Here is a 14,580-nt window from a genome sequence, read left to right on the forward strand (position 1 = left end):
CAGCGTTTCCGCTGCTCGGCTCAGTGAGTATTTCACACACTTTGCCGTGGTTTCAAATCGGCGAACCGAGTGGAAACCTCCTGTTTTGTGGCCCCCGAAGGGGCTTCAAACCAGAGCTGGGATACCAGGACTCGAACCTAGAATGACGGTACCAGAAACCGTAGTGTTGCCAATTACACCATATCCCAATGGCACTTTCGGGCCGGATTTCAGGGCGTTTTCCCTGCTCCGTGCGCCTCAGCACGAGAAATTACTTTACCCGAGACTTCGGGCTCGCACAAATCCACGGCGGGCCGGGCCCCCGATCCTCGAAAAAGGGAACCGCCCAAACCTTGCCCACCGTCCAACGTTATGGTTACCCTCGAGTAAGTTACCGATCGGTAACAAGTTCCCCGCCCTGTCACTACGGGCACCCACGAGGTCGAGGGACCGCCCTGCCAATCCCGGTTTCGCCACCGGACATCGCTGTCCGGTGGAAGTTAGGAAGTGTCAGCGTTGACAACCCGTATAGCAACCATTGAATCCGCAACCCGCAAACCCCGGCCACAGTTCATCGCCATCACGGCCCTCTCCCTCCTGTTGGTCCTCTTCCTTGCCTTTTACACATATCTCACGGGCCAGATCTCCAACGGCGCCGCTCAACTGATGGACGGGGCGGAACAGGCCGCGGCAGGCGCCGCCCAGCTCAAGGACGGGTCGGGCAAGCTGGCGGCGGGTGCGGGAGCGGCCAATAAGGGCGCCGCGCAAGTGCAGGACGGATCGATCAAGGTCAAGGACGGAACCAGCCAACTCAATACCGGTGCCCTCGCCCTGCAGTCGGGCGCGGGCAGGATCTACTCAGGCGTCCGGGACCAGCTCGCCCCGGGCGTGGACAAGCTTCATGCCGGCACCACCAAGCTGCAAAATGACGTCCTGAACAAACTCGTGCCGGGCGTTTACCAGGTGGATGACGGTGCCCGGAAGCTCCAGGCCGGCGCCGTGGCGCTCTCCGCCGCACTCACCCCAACGGCGGCCGGCAATGCACCGAACAACCTTGCCGACGGTGCCGGGCAGCTCGCGGCGGGGACCGGGCAGCTCGCCGCAGGCGCCGGCCAGCTGGACGCCGGCGCCACCAACCTGACGTCCGGGACGGCAGCACTCAAGAGTGGCGCGGACCAGCTTGCGGCCGGTGCGGGACAGCTCAAGGGATACCCCGGGGCCGGCAACGATCCCACGAAGGGCGATGGACTGGCTGCGCTCAGCCAGGGGCTGGACCAGCTGGAAGCCGCGGCGAACGGACCCCAGGGCCTGGTGCCCCTGGCTGTCCTGAAGGACCAGATCGCGAAACTGGCCGACGGCGGCCGCAGGGCCTATGCGGGTGCGGCCCAGCTCGACGCCGGGGCGGCAAAGCTCGACGCCGGGGCCGGCGCCTTGAACGACGGCGCCGGGCAACTGAAGGCCGGTACGGGGAGGCTGAACACGGGAGCCGGACAGGTGAATGACGGAGCCGGCCGGCTGAAAGCGGGCTTCGCTACCTTGGCGGAGAAGCTCAACGCCACGGATCCCCAGAACCCCGGCGTCGTCCTGGGTACCTCCATGCTGGCGGACGGCACGGCGAAAATCCGGACCGGAATGGACGGCGTCCCCGGCGATCCGGACAGCCCCGGCCTGATCTACGCCGCCAACAACCTCCAGGACGGCACCACCAAGCTCAGTGCGGGCGTCAACGGCGACGGGGACCCGGCCAGCCCGGGGCTCCTGGCCGGGACCGAGGCCCTGTCGGAGGGCACCACCACCTTGAGCCACGGCGCCGGGCAGCTGCAGTCGGGGTCCGCCCAGCTGGCGGATGGAACCGGGAAACTCGCCGACGGCAACGGGAAGCTTGATGACGGTTCGGGCAAGCTCGCCGACGGCGCCGGCAAGCTGGCCGAGGGCAATGCCAGAATCGCGGCCGGAACGCAGGAGCTGCACACGAAGGTGGCCGCCGTGTCGCCGTCGTCCTGGCTGGACAGCCCCGTCACAGCACTGCTGCTGATAGCGCTGCTGGTGGGAGCCGCCATCGGCGGATATCTCATCCTCCGCCGCCGCGCCGCCCGGCTGAAGACTGCCTGACAAAGACTGCCTGACGAAGACCCGCTGGCAAAGACTGCCTGACCAGGACCTACGCGAAGAGCGGGAGCAGATCCGCCAACGTGGTGACCGCGGTTCCACCAAAGTGGGCCGCGGTCTCCGCGTTCCGGTTAAGCCAGACGCCAACCAGGCCGGCCGCCGTCGAGCCTTCCGCGTCCAGCAGCCGGTTATCGCCTACGTACAGCGTCTCGGCAGGGACGGTGCCCAGGAGCCTGACGCCTTCCAGGTATATGGCTGGATCCGGCTTGGCCACACCCAGGGTGTCCGTCCCCACGAGGTGCTTCACGCGTTCAAGGCCGGCGCCGTCCAGCTTGGCCCGCTGGTAATCATGGACGTTGTTGCTGACGGCGCCGTACGGAATCCCCGCGGCGTCCAAAACGTCAAGAAGCGGCGCAACGTCCGGGAACGGCTTCACGTACGAGGGTTGCTTTTCCACGTACGCGGCCAGCCAGCGGTGCGAATCATCGCCATCTGCCAATTCCACGCCAAAGTGGCCCAGCGCGGCGCGGCCCCGGAGCAGGCGCTGTTCGTTGAACGTCAGCTCGCCGGCCAGGTAGCGGTCGTAATAGTGCGTGGTTTCATGCGTGAAAATCCGCCCGAACCGCTCCCACCCGGCCTGGTCCAGGCCGGGCAGGAGGTGTTCACTGACCTCGCGCAGGGCGGTGGTCATCGAGTATTCGAGGTCCACCAGGGTGTCGTCGATGTCGAACAGGACGCCCCTGACCACGCCATAAGGCGTGTGCGGGGCATCCGCCGGGGCTTCGCTTGGCGCCGTCATCAGCCGCGGAAGGCGCGGAGCCTGCGCAGGGAAGACTCCTTGCCCAGGATCACCATCGACTCGAACAGCGGCGGCGAGATCCGCCGGCCGGAAACCGCCGTACGAACGGGTCCGAACGCCAGCCGCGGCTTGATGCCGAGGTCCTCCACCAAGGCCTGCTTCAGGGCTGCCTGGATGCCCTCGGCTGTCCAGTCTGCCACCGGTTCCAGCGCGGTAAGTGCCGCATCCAGCACCTCGGAAAGGTTCTCCGGAAGGCCCTTGCGGGCGTCGTCGGCGACGTCGACGGCGTCGTCCGCCTTGAACAGGAAAGCCAGCATGTCCGGCGCCTCACCCAGCAGCGTGATGCGTTCCTGGATCAGCGGCGCGGCCTCGGTAAGGATCTCTTCCTCGCGGTCGGTGAGGATCTCCCCTACGAGGCCTGCGTCGCGCAGGTAGTGCGCCACCCGGTCGCGGAAGACCTTGGGCTCGAGCATCCGGACGTGCGTGCCGTTGATGGCCTCGGCCTTCTTCAGGTCGAAACGCGCGGGGTTGCCCAGGACGTCGTGGATGTCGAAGTGCTCCACGAGCTGTTCGACGGTGAAGATGTCCTCGTCGGCGCTCAGCGACCAGCCAAGCAGGGACAGGTAGTTCAGCAGACCTTCCGGGATGAAGCCCCGCTCCCGGTGCAGGAAAAGGCTGGACTCGGGGTCCCGCTTGGAGAGCTTCTTGTTGCCCTGGCCCATGACATACGGCAGGTGGCCGAACTCGGGCATGTATTCGGCAACCCCCACCGCGTACAGGGCCCGGTACAGGGCCACCTGGCGCGGTGTGGAGCTGAGCAGGTCCTCGCCGCGCAGCACATGTGTGATGCCCATGAGGGCGTCGTCCACCGGGTTGACCAGGGTGTACAACGGCGCGCCGTTGGCCCGCACCACGGCGAAGTCGGGAACGGATCCGGCCTTAAACGTGATCTCGCCGCGGACCAGGTCGGTGAACGTGATGTCCTCATCCGGCATGCGCAGTCGGAGGACAGCCTGCCGGCCCTCCGCCCGGTACTGTGCCAGCTGCTCCTCCGTCAGGTGCCGGTCAAAGCCGTCGTAGCCAAGCTTCGGGTCCCGGCCGGCGGCGCGGTGGCGTGCCTCGATCTCCTCGGGGGTGGAGAAGGACTCGTAGATGTATCCGGCGTCGTACAGTCGCTTGATGACGTCCTGGTAGATGTCGCCGCGCTGGGACTGCCGGTACGGCTCGTGCGGGCCGCCCACCTCGACGCCCTCGTCCCAGTCGATCCCCAGCCACTTCAGGGCGTCCAGGAGCTGGTGGTAGCTTTCCTCGCTGTCCCGCGCCGCGTCCGTGTCCTCGATCCGGAAGACCAGGGTGCCCTTGGTGTGGCGGGCATAGGCCCAGTTGAACAGGGCGGTCCGGATCAGTCCTACGTGCGGGGTGCCCGTGGGCGAGGGGCAAAACCGGACCCGGACGGGCGTCTCGGCAGTGACGGGCGGAATGGAGGCGGCAAGCGACGAAGAAGCGATAGTCATAGTGGCTTCAACTTTACCCGCCTGGCTGCCTTCCGGCCTTCCGGCCGCCAGCCGGGGTCAGCGGCGGACGATCGGGTTGGACAGCCGGCCGATTCCTTCGATTTCCACCTCAAAGCGGTCGCCTTCCTTGACCAGTCCGACGCCGGCCGGTGTTCCGGTCATGATGACGTCGCCGGGCAGCAGGGTGAACGCGTGCGAGACGACGGACACCAGTTCCCGGACGCCGCGGATCATCTGGCTGGTGCTGCCGTCCTGGCGAACTTCCCCGTTAAGCCGGCCCTGGATCTGCAGGTCTTCGGTGTCGAGGTCGGTCTCAATCCACGGGCCAAGCGGGGCGGAGGTGTCGAAGCCCTTGGCGCGGGTCCACTGCAGGTCGGTCTTCTGGACATCGCGGGCGGTGAGGTCGTTGCCGCAGGTATAGCCGAAGATGACGTCATCAACGCGGTCCTCGGGGACGTCCTTGCAGATCCTGCCGATTACCACGCACAGTTCGGCCTCGAAGGAGATCTCTTCCGAGAACTCGGGCAGCACCACGGGATCATTGGGCCCCACCACCGCGGTGTTGGGCTTCAGGAACAGCAGCGGCTGGGCCGGAACCTCGTTGCCGAGCTCATGCGCGTGCTCCACGAAGTTCCGGCCCACCCCGATGACCTTGCTGCGCGGGATGATGGGCGCCAGCAGCCGGACGTCTTCCAGCTTGTGGCGCACAGAGGTGCGCTCCACGCCGTTGAAGAACGGGTCGCCGTGGATGACAGTGATTTCTTCACTGCCGCTATCACCTTCCACAACGCCGTACAGGGGATCGGAATCGACAACAAACCTCGCAATACGCATGGTCCCTACCCTACCGTTTCGCCGGCACCGCCCCGCCTCCGCTTTCGTGGCCGCGCAGGTAGGAAAGCTGTGCGGCCACGGACAGTTCGGCAGCGCGCCGGACGGAAGGGTCGACGTCGGCATAGACGGCGTCCGTCACCTCACGCACGGATGCGTCCCGGCCCAGCCGGTCAAGCACGGCGCGGATTTGGGCAAGCCGTTCCTCCCGGTGCCGGCGGTAGCCCCGGACGGTGTCCTGCAGTGATGGCAGCACCGGGCCGTGCGCCGGGAGCACTGCTGTGGCCCCCAGCGACTCCAGCCGGTCCAGGGTGGCGAGGTAGTCGCCCAGCGTGCCGTCCGGGTAGTCCAGGACGGTGGTGCCCCTGCCCAGGACGGTGTCGCCGGTCAGCACTGAGCCGTGCTGACCGTCGGCGGCCAGGTGGAAGCAGACGGAATCGGAGGTATGCCCGGGCGTCGCCAGCACCGTGATATCCACTCCTGCGGCGTGGATCACTTCGCCGTCGGTCAACGGCGCTCCCCCGCCGTGGCAGTGGCCCGGGTCGGCGGCACGCACCGGCGCTCCGGTCAGCTCGTGCAGCCGGGCGGAACCCGCAGTGTGGTCCGCATGCCGGTGGGTCACGAGCACCAGTTCGACGACGCCGGACCGGGCAAGTGCGGCCAGGTGGGCTTCGTCCAGCGGGCCGGGATCCACCACGACGACGGACGGGTGGCCGGGGGCACGCAGGACATAGGAGTTGGTGCCGTCCAGGCTCATGGGGCCGGGGTTGGGTGCCAGGATGAATTGGGTGAGCCCGGAGCTGCGCTGCAGGCCGGGGCCGGTAACTGGGGTCACTGACCCATCCTTACATCCAGGTCCGCCACTCCCCCAGCACGTGCCGCTGGACGCCGCAAAATTGCCACAGCGGAATAGAACACCGGCGGCCCCGGGTTGGCACGAGTGACAACCCATCTCCCGAGGAAGCCGGATACCGCCAATGACCACCCCAACGCTCGCAGACCTTCTCGCCCAGGCGGACGCAGACGGCCACGACCACTCCGCGACCGAAAATGCCACCGGCCTCCTGCATATCCACAACCACGCGACCGGCAGCATCGTCTGGTTTCCCACGTGGAAGAAGTTCCGCGAAACAACCGACTGGACGGACGCTGTCACCGGCATCACGGCGGAACTGGCCGCCGCCCCCGCGCCCGCTGACCAGGCCGGCGCCGCGCTGATCGCCTCGGATCTGGAAATGCTGCTGGAGCAGGCCTCCCGCTCCGGTGATGCCACTGTCTTTGTGCAGGAAAACCTCACCCGCCACCTGACGCGGACCTGGGCTGTGGGCGACGCGGTGGCAAAGGCGGACGGCAAGGATTTGTTCACCAGCGGCCCGGCCCCCTCTGTCTTCGCCGGCTACCCCTACGACGTCTACGCCCAGGACGGCGGCGTTTTCGCCACCACGCTGTGGAACGACATCATCGACGCCCGGCGTCACCGGGCCCTGGCGGAGGAAGCTGCCCGCAAGGCACTCAAGCCGGTTTCGCGCAAAGCCATGAAGAACGCCGCCCGCAAGGCGTCATCCCGCCGCTAGGCAGCCGCGGCTGGAACGCAGAACGGCGCCTGCCGGACCTCAGTCCGGCAGGCGCCGTCGTACGTGCAGAGCCTAGGCCAGGCGGGTCAGCCAGCCATGGGTGTCCGGTTCGGCACCGGTCTGGATGCCCAGAAGCTTTTCGCGGATGGCCATGGTGGTTTCCCCGGCCTTGGCGTCCTCGGAGCCGATGAACTCGGTGGCGTCCTTGAGGACTCCTATGGGGGTGATGACGGCTGCGGTGCCGCAGGCGAAGACCTCCGCGATCTCACCGGAGGCAACGCCGTCGCGCCACTCGTCAAGGGTGATCTTGCGTTCGGAAACCTCGCGGCCCATGTCCTTGGCCACCTGGATCACGGACATCCGGGTGACGCCCTCAAGGATGGTGCCGGTGAGCGCCGGCGTAACCAGCGAACCGTCCTTCATGACGAAGAACACGTTCATGCCGCCCAACTCTTCCACGGCGTTGTCGTTGGCCTGGTCGAGGAACAGCACCTGCTTGCAGCCGTTGGCTTCAGCCTCCTGCTGCGCGATAAGTGAGGCTGCGTAGTTTCCGCCACACTTGGCGTCGCCGGTGCCACCGCGGCCGGCACGGGCGTACTGGCGCGAGATCCAGATGGAGACCGGCTTCAGCTCGCCGCCGAAGTAGTTGCCGGCGGGTGAGGCGATCACCCTGAATGACACTTCGCGGGCGGCGCGGACACCAAGGAACGCCTCGGTGGCGATCATGAAGGGCCGCAGGTAGAGGGCTTCGCCGTCGCCGGAGGGCACCCATTCCTTGTCGGCCGCCACCAGTTCGCGGATGGCACCGAGGAAGTATTCGGCCGGCAGTTCGGGCAGGGCCAGCCGGCGGGCCGACTTGTTCAGCCGCGCCGCGTTCGCCTCGGGCCGGAAGGTCCAGACGGAGCCGTCAGCGTGCCGGTAGGCCTTGAGTCCTTCGAAGATTTCCTGGCCGTAGTGGAAGACCGCCGCGGAGGGGTCAAGGACAATCGGTCCGTACGGCTCGATCCGGGCATCGTGCCAGCCGCCGTTGCCGTCCGCGTCCACGCTGTAGTCGACGATGGCGGTGTGGTCGGTGAAGTAGTTGCCGAATCCCGGGTTTGCCAGGATGGCTGCACGCTCTTCGGCGGACTTCGGGTTTGCCGAAGGCTGCCGGGTGAATTCGACGCCATGGGCGGTCTGAGTCATGGTTCCTCCACGATCGGCCGCCCCGGGGTTCAGCGCTGAACAGCGAGGCGGCATTTGGTGATTCGAGTCAAGCTTACGCCCGATGCCGGGGCCCCCGGCGTGGGCTAGAGTCCGGCGGCGATGGCGTCGCCGACGGCGCTGGTGCTGCGGGCGGTGCCGTCGCGCTTTTCGACGTCCGCAACCACAGCGGCTTCGATCCTGCGTGCGGCTTCGGCGTAGCCCAGGTGGTCCAGCAGGAGTGCCGCGGAGAGGATGGCAGCGGTGGGGTCCGCCTTGCCCTGGCCGGCGATGTCCGGCGCGGAACCGTGGACGGGCTCGAACATGGAGGGCGCGGTACGGTCCATGTTGATGTTGCCCGATGCCGCCAGGCCGATGCCGCCGGTTATGGCAGCGGCGAGGTCGGTGATGATGTCGCCGAACAGATTGTCAGTGACGATCACGTCGAAGCGGGACGGGTCCGTGACCATGAAGATGGTGGCGGCGTCAACATGCAGGTAGTCGTGGGTGACCCCGGGGAATTCCTTGGCGACGGCCTCGACGGTGCGCTTCCAGAGATGCCCGGCGAAGACCAGGACGTTGTGCTTGTGGACCAGGGTGACGTGCTTGCGTTCCCGAAGGCTGGCGCGGCGGAAGGCATCGCGGACCACGCGCTCCACACCGTGGGCGGTGTTCAGGGAGACTTCGGTGGCTACCTCGTGCGGGGTACCTGCCCGCAGCGTGCCGCCGTTGCCCACGTAGGGACCCTCGGTGCCTTCACGCACCACGATGAAGTCGATAGTTCCGGGGTTTGCCAGCGGACTGCCAACGGTTCCGTAGAGCCGCGAGGGCCGCAGGTTGACGTAGTGGTCCAGGCTGAAACGGAGCTTGAGGAGCAGTTCGCGCTCGATGATGCCGGACGGGATGCGGGTATCGCCCGGGGCGGCGCCGACAGCGCCGAAGAGGATGGCATCGCGCGTCTTCAGGTCCGCCAGGACGTGGTCCGGCAGGGTTTCGCCGGTGGCAAGCCAGTGCTCGGCGCCCAGGTCGTAATGCGTCGGTTTGAGCTGCACGCCCTCCGCGGCCACAGCCTTTTCGAGGACTTTGAGGGCCTCGGCAATGACTTCGGGGCCGATGCCGTCGCCGGGGATAACTGCAAGATCGATGGAGGATGCGCTCATGATTTCAGGGTAGCCAAGACATCCATATGCTGGTCAACCCATCCCAAAATGTGGACAGGGGCGAATCCTCCCCGAGTGTTTTGGCTCCCTATTCGGCCGGTTCCTCGAATTTGGGGAACACGGGCGCGGGAGCGGGCAACGCCGTGCCCGGAACGATCGGAGTCGCGATCGCGGCGAACTGGCGGGCGCCTTCGGGCTGGCCCAGTGCGTCCAGGAGCTTCGCGGTGGCGCCGGGCATGACCGGCTGGGCGAGGACCGCCACAATCCGGAGCACCTCCAGCGTCACGTACAGCACCGTGTTCATGCGCTCGACGTCGGTCTTCCGGAGCACCCAGGGCGCCTGCTCGGCAAAGTAGGCGTTGGTGTCCCCCAGCACGGCCCAGATGGCCTCCAGCGCACGGCTGAATTCCTGTTTGTCGAAGGCGGCGCGTGCGGCGTCGAGCAGGCCGTTGGCCTGGGCCAGGATGGCGGTGTCGGCCGCGGTGAACTCACCGGGTTCGGGTACGGCAGCACCGCAGTTCTTGGCCACCATGGACAGGGAGCGCTGGGCGAGGTTGCCGAAGTTGTTCGCCAGGTCAGAGTTCATCCGTCCCACGATGGCCTCGTGGTTGTAGCTGCCGTCCGCGCCGAACGGGACCTCCCGCAGGAAGAAGAACCTTACCTGGTCCAGGCCGTAGCGGGCCACGAAGTCGGCGGGGGCCACCACGTTGCCCAGGGACTTGGACATCTTGACCCCGTTGTTGTTCAGGAATCCGTGGATCATGACGCGCTTGGGCAGTTCCAGCCCGGCGCTCATCAGGAACGCCGGCCAGTAGATGGCGTGGAACCTGGAGATGTCCTTGCCAATCACGTGGACGTCGGCCGGCCAGAACCTGCGGAACTTCTCCGAGTCGACGTCCGGGTAGCCGACGCCGGTGAGGTAGTTGGTCAGCGCATCCACCCACACGTACATGACGTGCTTGTCGTTGCCCGGGACGGGGACACCCCAGTCGAAGGTGGTCCGGCTGATGGACAGGTCCTCCAGGCCTCGCTTGACGAAGCTGATGACCTCGTTGAACCGGTACTGCGGGGCGCCGAATTCGGGGTGCGCCTCGTACAGCGCCAGCAGTTTGTCCTGGTAGGCGGACAGCCGGAAGAAGTAGCTCTCCTCCGCCGTCCACGTCACCTCGGTGTCCGTCTCTTTCGAGTAACGCACGCCGTCGTCCTTCACCACGGTGTCATCCTCGCCGTAGAAGGATTCGTCCCGGACGGAGTACCAGCCTTCGTACTTGGAAAGGTAGATGTCGCCGTTCGCTTCCATCTTCTTCCAGATGGCCTGCGACGCGGTGTAGTGGTCCTCGTCCGTGGTCCGGATGAAGCGGTCGTAGCTGATGCCCAGGGCAGCGTGCGCCGCCTTGTAGATTTCGGCGTTCCGGTTCACCAGATCCTTGGGCGCGATGCCTTCCTTCTCCGCGGCCTGGGCGATCTTCATGCCGTGCTCGTCGGTGCCCGTCAGGAACATCACGTCATAGCCGTCCAGCCGCTTGAAGCGCGCCATGGCGTCGGTTGCTATGTACTCGTAGGCGTGGCCGATGTGCGGCACGCCGTTGGGGTAGGTGATGGCCGTGGTGATGTAGAACGGCGTTTTCTCTGAAGCAGTCACGGTCGGACGTTTACCTTCGGTGCGTAAGTGGGTGGGCTAGATCAGTTCTGTCAGGGTATCGCTGAGCCGGACCAGTTCGTGGTCGTGCGAGGCCACCAGGACGGCGATGCCGTCGGAGGTGGTGTCCTTCAGGATGCTGATGATGCGGTTGGCTGAGGCGCGGTCCAGGCTGGCGGTGGGTTCGTCCACCACCAGGACCCTGGTGCCGAGGATCAGGGCCCGCGCAATGGCCACGCGCTGCCGTTCACCACCGGACAGCTGGGCCGGGCGGTGCCGCATGCGGCGGCCCAGCCCCACCAGGTCCAGCAGGTCCTTGGCCATGTCCCGCCGCTGGTCCACCTCGCCGTCGGGGACGGCGGGCAGGAGGACGTTCTCGAGGGCGCTCATGCCGTCAATCAGGGCACCACCCTGGTCCACGTATCCGATGAGGGCACGGCGGCGGTCGGCGATTTCGTCGTCGCCCATGCTTTCGAGCGAGTCTCCTTCCCAGAACACCCGGCCCGACGTCGGCAAGGTGAGCCCCGCGCCGACGGTCAGGATGCTGGTCTTGCCCGAGCCGCTTCGGCCGGCAACGCAATGCATCTCCCCCGCGTGCAGGGTCAGGTCGAAGCCCTCCACCACGCTGACGGCGTCGGCGCCGCCCTTTCCGCCGCCGTAGCGGATGGTGATATCGCGCATCTCGAGCGGGGTGGCGTGATCGGCCGACTTGACGATGGTATTGGCCCGGGTCTGCAGGGGGACCTCATTGGAGCCGCCCCGGCGGCTGCGCTGGACATTCGTCGGGTTTGTCATTGGACCACTTTCGTTGCAATCGGTATCCAGCAAAGTACAGCCACCAGCCCGGCCACCGCTGCCCAGATGGCCGCGTAGGGTGCCAGCAGCAGGCCGATGCCCAAGGCGCCCAGCACGCCCAGCGGCAAGGCCACGGTTCCCACGAGCGCGTTTTCGAACAAACGCACCTGACGGAGCATGTCCGGGTTCCAGCCCATCGCCTCGAGGATCCCCAGGTATTGGCGCTTGGCGTTGAGCTCAAAGCGGCCGGTCACCAGGGTAAGCACCAGCCCCACAGCCACGCCGGCAAGAGCCAGCAGGATGCTCGGCAGCGTCACGCTCGCCGCGGCAAGGCCACTGAGGGCGCTGGCACCCGCGGCCCGTGGAATGTCGATCAGCAAGGAGATCAGGCCGCCGACCGCGGCACCGAAGACACCCACCGCCACGGCCAGCGACAACGTGTTGAACTTATTGGTGCCCAGCTGCCGGTTGGCGAAGGTCAGCGGCGAATCGACGGGGATGAGCCGTTCGTCATGCTGCGGTTCCTGGTCCACCACGTCGCGGTGGCGGAGCTGCTGCGCGGCGAACAGGGCCGCGCCGCAGTAGAGGACCACGACGGCGGCGCACACCAGGGCGGTCGGCAGGCTCCAGCTCAACAAGCTCAGCAGGATCCCGGCGGCGGCAAGCAGCACGGCGCCAACGCCGAACTCCTCAAGGACCCAGCTGCGGATCCGCCGCTGCGTCCAGCCCATGGCCCGCAGGGTTCCGGCCTCGCTGCGGCGTTTCCGGATGTAGCTGACAGTTGACGCCCCGGTCAGCAGGGCCGCGCCGCACAGGGTCAGGAACAGCAGGGTGACGTTGGTGCCGGACAGGGATCCGGCCACGGCGTCGGCTGCGTTCTGCCGGACCCAGGACTGCTGGACGGTTCCCAGCGGGGACTCCTTGCCCGCCCCGTCCTTGGAGTAGCCGGGGACGGCGATGCTGGTGTCCTCGCGGGCCGAACCTGCCACGATCGTGGCGTCCAGTCCCATGTCGCGGATTTCGGCGGCGAGCTTCTCCACCTCGGGCTGGGCTTCTTTCCAGCTGCCCGGAGCCTTGGCGCGGACGCGGACGGCATCGATTACTGCAGCGTTCTGCTTGTAGCCCCGGGCTGCGGCCAGGCCGTAGTAGTCGGTGATCGCACCGGCGGACTGGCTCGCCAGGCCGGTGGCACTCAGGGACGGCTTGAGTTCCGCGGCGGGGACGTCCTTGCCTGCGGCGTCCTTGACCAGGGTGAACGGCGTAGGGTCATAGCCGCCCAGCGGCAGCTTGTTGACGTCGCCGGAAGCGGCGGCCACGGCAGCGGGGTCGAACGTACCGTACACCATGGGCAGCGGCTGGGCCGGCTGCTGCTGGCCCGTGGACAGGTTGTCCCGGTAGGAGCGCTCGTCCACCGGGTCCCGCTGCGTCTGGTCGACGGGGGCGCCATTGGCTGCCTTGTCCGGCAAGCGGTTCACGGTGACCCAGTCACCGGGCACGGCAGTCTTGTCCACGGCACCGTTGGCCGCGGTGTCGCCATCGGTGTACTTGGGGGCGCCGGCGAAGTTGGTGCTCCACTTGGCGGGCGTGTACAGGCCCTGGTTGAAGTTGCCGTTGTTGCCCAGCAGGGACGAGTGGTCGGTGGAACCGGGCCACGACAGCACGAAGGGGTCCTTGGAAACGAACGGCAGGTAATCCTTGCCCAACGACTTCGAAACGGTGCCGACGTCCTTGACTACCTTGCCGGCGTCGTCGATCTCCTCGATCTTGACGTTGTACTTCAGGTCCAGCGACGTGCCGGAGCGCACGATCAGCGGAACGGCCTGCGAGCCGCCCGTCAACTGGCCGGTGCGCTTGGCCTGCTGGTATTGGGTCATCAGGGGCGCCCAGTACTTGAGCTTCACGCCGAGGAAGTCGGGTCCTTCCTTGAGCTGGTCCATGCTGATGCCGCTGGTGAAGAGCCCTTCCAGGTACCGGCCCACTGCGCCGGCGTCACGTGCGTCGGCGGGCGGCGCCTTTTCCAGCGGGGCCAGGAAGTCGCCCGCAGAACCCAGCAGGGCCCGTTCGGCGGCGGGGTCCACGGCCACGACGGATTCGGTGACCTCGGGGGCGAGTGGCAGGGCCACGGAGAGGTTGAAGAGGTTGTGTTCGGAGCCGCCGGCGGGGGCGGGGAACTTGATGCCTGTCTCGCCCGCAGGTGCGGCGATGCGGATGCTGCTGCCGCCCTGGGCCTTTTCCTCGACGAGGCGCGCCTTGCCCAGGGTGCCTTCGGCAGTGGTTTTGAAGAGGGTCTGCTCGGAGTTGCCGTCGGAGCTCACGGCGCTGGCGGTTAGGCGGTACTTCTTTGCACTGTCGCTGAGTACCGATTCGGCCGCCGGCCACTGGTTCGGGGCGGTGGCACCCGCGGCCTGGTCAGCCGTGGCAGTGCCGGCGAGCCCCGCGTTGTAGCCGAGGTAGTCCATGGCGTCGAGCCGGGGTGTTTCAAGGTTCTGGGTCACCCGCGAAACGAGGCTGATCGGGGCTGCCACTGACGTTCCGGAGAGTTTGCGGATGGAGTCCAGCTGGTCGAATCCAATGCCGCCGGCGCCATTGGCGATCTCGGGCTGGAGGAGTGCTCCGGAGGGCGCCTTGGCCTGGACCAGGATGTCGTAGAGCCCCCTCGAATTTTCGTCGATTGTCCGGTTGAGCGCGGCCTGTGACTGGCTTTGGACAACGACCGACAAGCACATGGCTGCGATCAAGATGGCCGCGGTCAACAGCAGCACCCTGCTTCTGATGAACCTCTGGACGGCGTTCATGGAACTCCCTGAAACCTGGATTGCGTGCGCACACTTCCAACCGCCCGGGCAGACGTGGGCAATGGCGGACGGATGTGCAAAAGGTATTGGCCGGTCTGCCGGCTACGGTCCTGAACCAGGACCAAGCCATTGTAAGCAGACCGGCCAATCATACGTGGCTGCGCCGGGGCGTGCCCGCGCGGAGGAGCGGCTACGGCGTTTCG

Annotated in this window: 11 protein-coding genes and 1 tRNA gene; 2 read left to right on the forward strand and 10 right to left on the reverse strand. The window is 66.8% G+C overall.

From position 1 onward, the window contains the following. Positions 1–116 precede the first annotated feature (116 nt). A tRNA-Gln gene (locus AB4Y79_RS15095) sits at positions 117–188 on the reverse strand. A gap of 298 nt (positions 189–486) precedes the next feature. On the opposite strand from AB4Y79_RS15095, the gene AB4Y79_RS15100 reads away from it, so the two are divergent. Continuing rightward, the gene (locus tag AB4Y79_RS15100) at positions 487–2,091 is read left to right on the forward strand and encodes a hypothetical protein (protein WP_441863360.1); all 1,605 of its coding nucleotides are present in this window, start codon (positions 487–489) and stop codon (positions 2,089–2,091) included. Positions 2,092–2,140: 49 nt separating this feature from the next. On the opposite strand, the gene AB4Y79_RS15105 is transcribed toward AB4Y79_RS15100, so the two are convergent. From AB4Y79_RS15105 to AB4Y79_RS15120, 4 genes are read right to left on the reverse strand one after another with little or no spacing between them, the layout of a single operon-like run. Beyond that, positions 2,141–2,887 carry an HAD family hydrolase gene (locus AB4Y79_RS15105; protein WP_441863362.1) on the reverse strand — a complete coding sequence of 249 codons (747 nt, stop codon included), beginning with the start codon at positions 2,885–2,887 and terminating at the stop codon, positions 2,141–2,143. Further along, positions 2,887–4,401, reverse strand: a complete 1,515-nt coding sequence (gene gltX, locus AB4Y79_RS15110; protein ID WP_441863365.1) for a glutamate--tRNA ligase — start codon at positions 4,399–4,401, stop codon at positions 2,887–2,889. Before gltX ends, AB4Y79_RS15105 begins: the two co-directional genes overlap by 1 nt. Before the next feature lie 57 nt (positions 4,402–4,458). Continuing rightward, entirely contained in the window at positions 4,459–5,235 is a 777-nt protein-coding gene (locus AB4Y79_RS15115) for a fumarylacetoacetate hydrolase family protein (protein ID WP_441863368.1), read from the reverse strand. 10 nt (positions 5,236–5,245) lie between these two features. Further along, complete coding sequence (locus AB4Y79_RS15120) at positions 5,246–6,067, reverse strand: MBL fold metallo-hydrolase (RefSeq protein WP_441863371.1); 822 nt, start codon at positions 6,065–6,067, stop codon at positions 5,246–5,248. A gap of 142 nt (positions 6,068–6,209) precedes the next feature. Here AB4Y79_RS15120 and AB4Y79_RS15125 point away from each other — a divergent pair, with 142 nt between their 5' ends. Then, on the forward strand, positions 6,210–6,806 hold the full coding sequence (locus AB4Y79_RS15125; RefSeq protein ID WP_441863373.1) for a hypothetical protein: 597 nt from the start codon (positions 6,210–6,212) through the stop codon (positions 6,804–6,806). Between the two features lie 72 nt (positions 6,807–6,878). Here the strand turns inward: AB4Y79_RS15125 and AB4Y79_RS15130 are convergent, their stop codons facing one another. The 5 genes from AB4Y79_RS15130 to AB4Y79_RS15150 all read right to left on the reverse strand — a co-directional run bounded on the left by AB4Y79_RS15130 (position 6,879) and on the right by AB4Y79_RS15150 (position 14,377). Continuing rightward, complete coding sequence (locus AB4Y79_RS15130; RefSeq protein ID WP_441863376.1) at positions 6,879–7,991, reverse strand: branched-chain amino acid aminotransferase; 1,113 nt, start codon at positions 7,989–7,991, stop codon at positions 6,879–6,881. Positions 7,992–8,095: 104 nt separating this feature from the next. Next, complete coding sequence (locus tag AB4Y79_RS15135) at positions 8,096–9,148, reverse strand: 3-isopropylmalate dehydrogenase (RefSeq protein WP_308930632.1); 1,053 nt, start codon at positions 9,146–9,148, stop codon at positions 8,096–8,098. Positions 9,149–9,236: 88 nt separating this feature from the next. Continuing rightward, positions 9,237–10,790 (reverse strand): methionine--tRNA ligase, encoded by a 1,554-nt coding sequence (gene metG, locus AB4Y79_RS15140; RefSeq protein ID WP_441863379.1) that lies wholly within the window; start codon positions 10,788–10,790, stop codon positions 9,237–9,239. Between the two features lie 36 nt (positions 10,791–10,826). Continuing rightward, positions 10,827–11,582, reverse strand: coding sequence for an ABC transporter ATP-binding protein (locus tag AB4Y79_RS15145; protein ID WP_441863381.1), 756 nt, complete (start codon positions 11,580–11,582; stop codon positions 10,827–10,829). Beyond that, entirely contained in the window at positions 11,579–14,377 is a 2,799-nt protein-coding gene (locus tag AB4Y79_RS15150) for an ABC transporter permease (RefSeq protein WP_441863383.1), read from the reverse strand. Before AB4Y79_RS15150 ends, AB4Y79_RS15145 begins: the two co-directional genes overlap by 4 nt. Positions 14,378–14,580 lie beyond the last annotated feature (203 nt).

This window comes from Pseudarthrobacter sp. YAF2, from assembly GCF_052113345.1.
GTDB lineage: Bacteria > Actinomycetota > Actinomycetes > Actinomycetales > Micrococcaceae > Arthrobacter.

What these genes read in the sequence shown, in the direction of transcription:
- AB4Y79_RS15125 (WP_441863373.1), top strand. Translation starts at nt 6,210, where the DNA reads ATGACCACCCCAACGCTCGCAGACCTTCTCGCCCAGGCGGACGCAGAC.
- AB4Y79_RS15145 (WP_441863381.1), bottom strand. Translation starts at nt 11,582, where the DNA reads ATGACAAACCCGACGAATGTCCAGCGCAGCCGCCGGGGCGGCTCCAAT.
- AB4Y79_RS15115 (WP_441863368.1), bottom strand. Translation starts at nt 5,235, where the DNA reads ATGCGTATTGCGAGGTTTGTTGTCGATTCCGATCCCCTGTACGGCGTT.
- gltX (WP_441863365.1), bottom strand. Translation starts at nt 4,401, where the DNA reads ATGACTATCGCTTCTTCGTCGCTTGCCGCCTCCATTCCGCCCGTCACT.
- AB4Y79_RS15150 (WP_441863383.1), bottom strand. Translation starts at nt 14,377, where the DNA reads ATGAACGCCGTCCAGAGGTTCATCAGAAGCAGGGTGCTGCTGTTGACC.
- AB4Y79_RS15130 (WP_441863376.1), bottom strand. Translation starts at nt 7,991, where the DNA reads ATGACTCAGACCGCCCATGGCGTCGAATTCACCCGGCAGCCTTCGGCA.
- AB4Y79_RS15105 (WP_441863362.1), bottom strand. Translation starts at nt 2,887, where the DNA reads ATGACGGCGCCAAGCGAAGCCCCGGCGGATGCCCCGCACACGCCTTAT.
- AB4Y79_RS15135 (WP_308930632.1), bottom strand. Translation starts at nt 9,148, where the DNA reads ATGAGCGCATCCTCCATCGATCTTGCAGTTATCCCCGGCGACGGCATC.